This window comes from Tabrizicola sp. (assembly GCF_031377265.1).
In the GTDB taxonomy this organism is placed as follows: Bacteria; Pseudomonadota; Alphaproteobacteria; order Rhodobacterales; family Rhodobacteraceae; genus JAUYQR01.
In genome coordinates this window covers 1-4,515 of the sequence record NZ_JANMET010000027.1, presented here as the reverse complement: position 1 = coordinate 4,515, position 4,515 = coordinate 1, and the positions used below count along the sequence as shown (strand labels likewise).

General features: G+C 58.3%; 2 protein-coding genes and 4 pseudogenes. 2 read left to right on the top strand and 4 right to left on the bottom strand.

Annotated features, from left to right (window positions below):
- Window position 1 precedes the first annotated feature (1 nt).
- A pseudogene (locus RMO18_RS01660) lies at window positions 2-169 on the top strand (2-isopropylmalate synthase); the annotation flags it as partial.
- Between the two features lie 54 nt (window positions 170-223).
- Here RMO18_RS01660 and RMO18_RS01655 read toward each other — a convergent pair.
- A pseudogene (locus tag RMO18_RS01655) lies at window positions 224-1,102 on the bottom strand (2-isopropylmalate synthase); the annotation flags it as partial.
- Window positions 1,103-1,390: 288 nt separating this feature from the next.
- Between RMO18_RS01655 and RMO18_RS01650 the strand changes: the two are divergent.
- Window positions 1,391-2,591: pseudogene (locus RMO18_RS01650) on the top strand (IS3 family transposase).
- Between the two features lie 11 nt (window positions 2,592-2,602).
- Here the strand turns inward: RMO18_RS01650 and RMO18_RS01645 are convergent.
- The 3 genes and pseudogenes from RMO18_RS01645 to RMO18_RS01635 form a co-directional block, all read right to left on the bottom strand.
- Window positions 2,603-3,022 (bottom strand): annotated as a pseudogene (locus RMO18_RS01645) (DDE-type integrase/transposase/recombinase); the annotation flags it as partial.
- Between the two features lie 575 nt (window positions 3,023-3,597).
- The gene (locus RMO18_RS01640) at window positions 3,598-4,077 is read right to left on the bottom strand and encodes a hypothetical protein (RefSeq protein ID WP_309663540.1); all 480 of its coding nucleotides are present in this window, start codon (window positions 4,075-4,077) and stop codon (window positions 3,598-3,600) included.
- Window positions 4,055-4,515, bottom strand: a 461-nt coding sequence (locus RMO18_RS01635) for a hypothetical protein (protein ID WP_309663539.1), incomplete at its 5' end; no start/stop codon positions are given. The genes RMO18_RS01640 and RMO18_RS01635, both read right to left, overlap by 23 nt.

Sequence of the window (4,515 nt, the reverse complement as noted above, 5' to 3'; positions counted from 1 at the left end):
GATGGATGCCACCCGCACCGAGCATGATTATTTGTGCCGCGTGGTGGAAATTGCGATCAAGGCGGGGGCCACTACCATCAACATTCCTGATACCGTGGGCTATACGGCCCCGCGCGAATCCGCCGCTCTGATCCGCATGCTGCTGGAACGCGTGCCGGGGGCGGATGAGATCATCTTTGCCACCCATTGCCACAATGATCTGGGCATGGCCACGGCCAACAGTCTTGCCGACGATGGCCTTGTTGAACTGCACCGCAAAGCCCGAAACCGAGGACACCCGCCGCGACAGGTTCATGATCTTGGTGGTGTCGATGCCGGTGCGGTAGGGCAGGATGTCATTGCGCACCCGCATCGCCATTACCACCTCTTCCAGTGCGGTGTTGCCGGCGCGTTCACCAAGACCGTTGATCGTGCATTCGATCTGCCGCGCCCCGGCCTCGACCGCCGCCAAAGCGTTCGCCGTGGCCATGCCAAGGTCGTTGTGGCAGTGGGTGGCGAAGATCACGCTGTCGGCACCGGGCACGCGTGCGAGCAGCATGGCGATCAGCGCCGCACTTTCGCGCGGGGCGGTGTAGCCGACGGTGTCGGGGATGTTGATGGTGGTCGCGCCGGCCCTGATGGCGATTTCCACCACGCGGCAGAGGTAATCATGTTCGGTGCGGGTGGCGTCCATCGGCGACCACTGCACGTTGTCGCAGAGGTTGCGGGCATGGGTCACGGTGTCGTGGATGCGTTCCGCCATCTGGTCCATGTCGAGGTTCGGGATGGCGCGGTGCAAGGGCGAGGTGCCGATGAAGGTGTGGATGCGCGGTGAGCGGGCGTGGCGCACCGCCTCCCAGCACCGGTCGATGTCTTTATAATTGGCGCGGGCGAGGCCGCAGATCGTTGAATTGACGGCGCGTCTGGCGATTTCCGAAACGGCCGCGAAATCACCATCGGAGGCAATCGGGAAGCCCGCCTCAATGATGTCGACGCCCATCTCGTCAAGCAGGCCCGCGATCTCCAGCTTTTCATCATGGGTCATCGTGGCGCCGGGCGATTGTTCGCCGTCGCGCAGGGTGGTGTCAAAAATGACGACTTTGTCTTGAGCCGCTTTGGTCATCGGGGAAACTCCTGTCTGTCTTGCGCTTTGCGTTCGGGCGCGTGTCACCTCTGAGCGGCAGCACCCGAAGGCACGCTCAGAGGCGGCTAAGAAGCAGGAGACCAAGGTGCAGGGCGGGGCGGGGTGCCCCGGCGGTGCGATTGATATGTGAACCCTTGATCATGGAGCGAGATCATAAGGTGGAATTTGTGGAAGGGAAGGGCTTTTCTGCAAAGGGGAGCCGTCCTCTGAATAGCCCCTAAATTTGTAGATGCCTTGCTTGGTAATTTTGGAAGCAAGGAGCCACACATGTCCCCCACGCAGTTCACAGATGAGTTCAAGCGCGATGCTGTCGCCCAAGTCGAGGATCGGGGTTATCCGGTCCGCGAGGTGGCTGAGCGTTTAGGGGTCAGCACGAAGTCGATCGATACATGGCAGCCTATACATGGCAGCGGCTGTTTTCGCGGCCGACGAAGGTGATCAAAGAGGTCGACGCGCAAGCCGATGAGATCCGCCGACTGAAGCGGGATTTGGCGCGTGTCACGGAGGAACGGGACATCCTAAAAAAGGGCCTGCCAGTGGACGCCATCGGTTCGAGACCGCTGGCAGGCGCAGAGTTCGCCAGGGAATCCCGGTGAGGTATGCGTTCATAGCCGAGAACAGGCCAGTGTTTGCGGTCAGGGCCATGTGCCGGACGCTATCGGTGCACCCGAGCGGCTTTTACGCCTGGCTGCGTGAGCCATTTTGTCAGCGTGTGTTGGAGGATCAGCGGCAAACAAAGCTGCTGAAGAAAGCTTGGACGGAAAGCGGAGAAGTCTATGGCTACCGCAAGCTGCACGATGATCTGTGCGACCTCGGCGAGGATATCAGCCCCAACCGGGCTTGGCGTTTGGCCCGTTTGGCAGGCATAAGGGCCCAGATTGGTTACAAAAAACGGCCCGGCTCTTATGGTGGCAGCCCTGCTGTCGTGGCGGACAACACCCTGAACCGGGAGTTCGATGTTGATGCCCCGGATCAGTTTTGGGTGACAGATATCACCTATATCCGCACGCATGAGGGGTTCTTGTATTTGGCGGTCGTGATCGATCTGTTTTCTCGCCGGGTCAACGGCTGGTCAATGCAGGCCCGCACCTATGCAGACCTACCGCTGCAAGCCCTGCTGATGGCCGTCTGGCGGCGCAAACCAAAGACCAAGGTCCACGTGCAATCCGACCAAGGCTCCCAGTTCACCAGCTATGAGTGGCAGGCGTTCCTTGAGCAGCACAATCTGGCCCCCAGCATGAGCCGCCGTGGGAACTGCTGGGACAATGCAGTGGCGGAGCGCTTCTTCAACCTGCTCAAGCGCGAGCGGATCCGGCGCAAGAAATACAAAACCCGGCAAGAAGCTCGCCAAGACGTGTTCGATTACATCGAGTTCCTCTACAACCCGCAGCGCAAACACGTTAGAAATGGCATGCTGTCACCGATCGCTTTCGAACAGCAGCAGGAACTGAAACTGCAAGGCCTCTAGCAAACTAGGGGCTATTCACAGGCGGCAAGAAGGCCGCGCCACTCTGCGGGAGCGGCGGCGCGGGTCTGCTTGTAGGTGCGCCGGTTCTGGAGATGGCGCTCCGTCGGAAAGTGGTTGTGGACCGAGGCATGGACCGAGGCGAACTTCTGCAACCTACGCATGCGCTGGAACCGCAACATGGCCCGCTCGCGTCGGCGGAATGGCAAGTGGGAGTTCTCTGCGCGGTTATTGAGCCAACGCCCCATCTCTCGGTCATCGCCGCGGCCGAGGTCCTTCAAGGCGCCGCCATAGGATCGAAGCCGATCTGTCACTATGGTCTCAGGTCGGCCATGACGCCTCATGGATTTCTTCAGGAATTTCAGTGCCGCCCTGCGATCCCGCGACTTGGTCACGATGCTTTCCAGAACCTCTCCCTCATGACCCACTGGCCGGGGAAGCGGTTGGGGGGAGGTGTGGACGACGGCGGGGGGCAGTTTGGTGGATTGGTTCCCGTGTAGGCCCGAGCACGCTTGCGAGGGGCGGAGGTGGCGGATCGGGTAAGGGATTGATGTGGAATGGCTTCGTTCGCCCGGTGGCTTTGTGGGGGGAGCCTGTCGCCCGGTGCGAAGGGGGGCTGTCGCAGGCCGGTTCGGGCGGGTCTGGGGGCGGGGAGGTGGCCTTTGCGACCGCCGGGGCCGGGGAGGTTGGCGGGGCGGGGGGGAGATATTCGGGGTGACCCTCGACCTACCGATCCGGGCGTTAATGCAAGGGATTAGCGGGGTTTTCGGCGTCTTCTTTCCGTCTTCCTTGCGTCTTCCTTCCGTCTCTTCGCACGGGCGACGAAGCGGGCGTTAACCATGTCGGGCGAATCGGGGTGGCTTGGAGTGGTGGGTTGGCATCCACCCTACGGCTCGCTGTCGAACACCGAGTGGATCGTCACGGCTATCGGCGAGGTGAGGGCGTGCACCACCTAGCGTCTAGCGATCCAGGCCGAGAGACTGAAGGCCTAATCTCTAAGAAAATCCCTTCAAATTCTCGTGAATCTATCAAATTCAAAGCAAGAGGTTTTTCCACCAATGAGTCTCTCAAAATCATCAGTGAATTTTTTCAAATCCTCATAGTTCAAAAAATAACTGCAGCGGCCACCATGGCCGAATCCCTTTTCCCAATACTCGGGATCCGGCGAGAACACCCTGATCATCATGGCCAGAAGCCCGGATTTGGTAATTTGAGATACTGAAATATGAAGAGTCTCAGTCACGATAACTTTGCCTGCGTCATCAAGATATCCACCAGATAAAAATGGTGCTGGGTCGCAACCCAGTGGAAATCTGCGAAGCTCGGAAAGAAAATCGATGACTGCAGTAGTGTCGAAATATGCGGATCCAATCATACAAAATCCATCTCCGAACGCACGGAGTATAAGATTAACGGTTCCGTCGCTTTGTTCATCGACACTTAAAGAAATATGTGAGCTTCCTGAATCACTTGAATTTGAGCTCGACATTGCGCCCTCGATTGTTTGAGAAATAATGTATCACAAGTTTACGACCATCGGCACAAACATGCGTATGCTCCTTCTTTACCCAAGGGCCCAAACCGTAGTGCGCAACAATGCGAGGCTCGTCGCCCAACTTTATGGGTATCGTCCGTCCTGCGCCAGCCTTTGCCTCTTCCAAGGCAAGCTGTTCACAAAAGTCGTTGGGACAAACATCTTCTATTGGTGGATTCTCAATGAGGCTTTGAGGAAGTGTACCGTCGCCTAGTTGAGTCGGATACAGTATCATCCCTATAGAAATTATTCCGCCACCAAGAATTTGCCCTCCGATCTGTATTCCGCCCCAAGCCAAGTCTCCAGCTACGGTGAGAGCGGTCGTCCCTCTCCTATCAATCCACCTCCCCGGATTCTGCAAAGCATACCCATACACACTCGCCCCGTCCACCA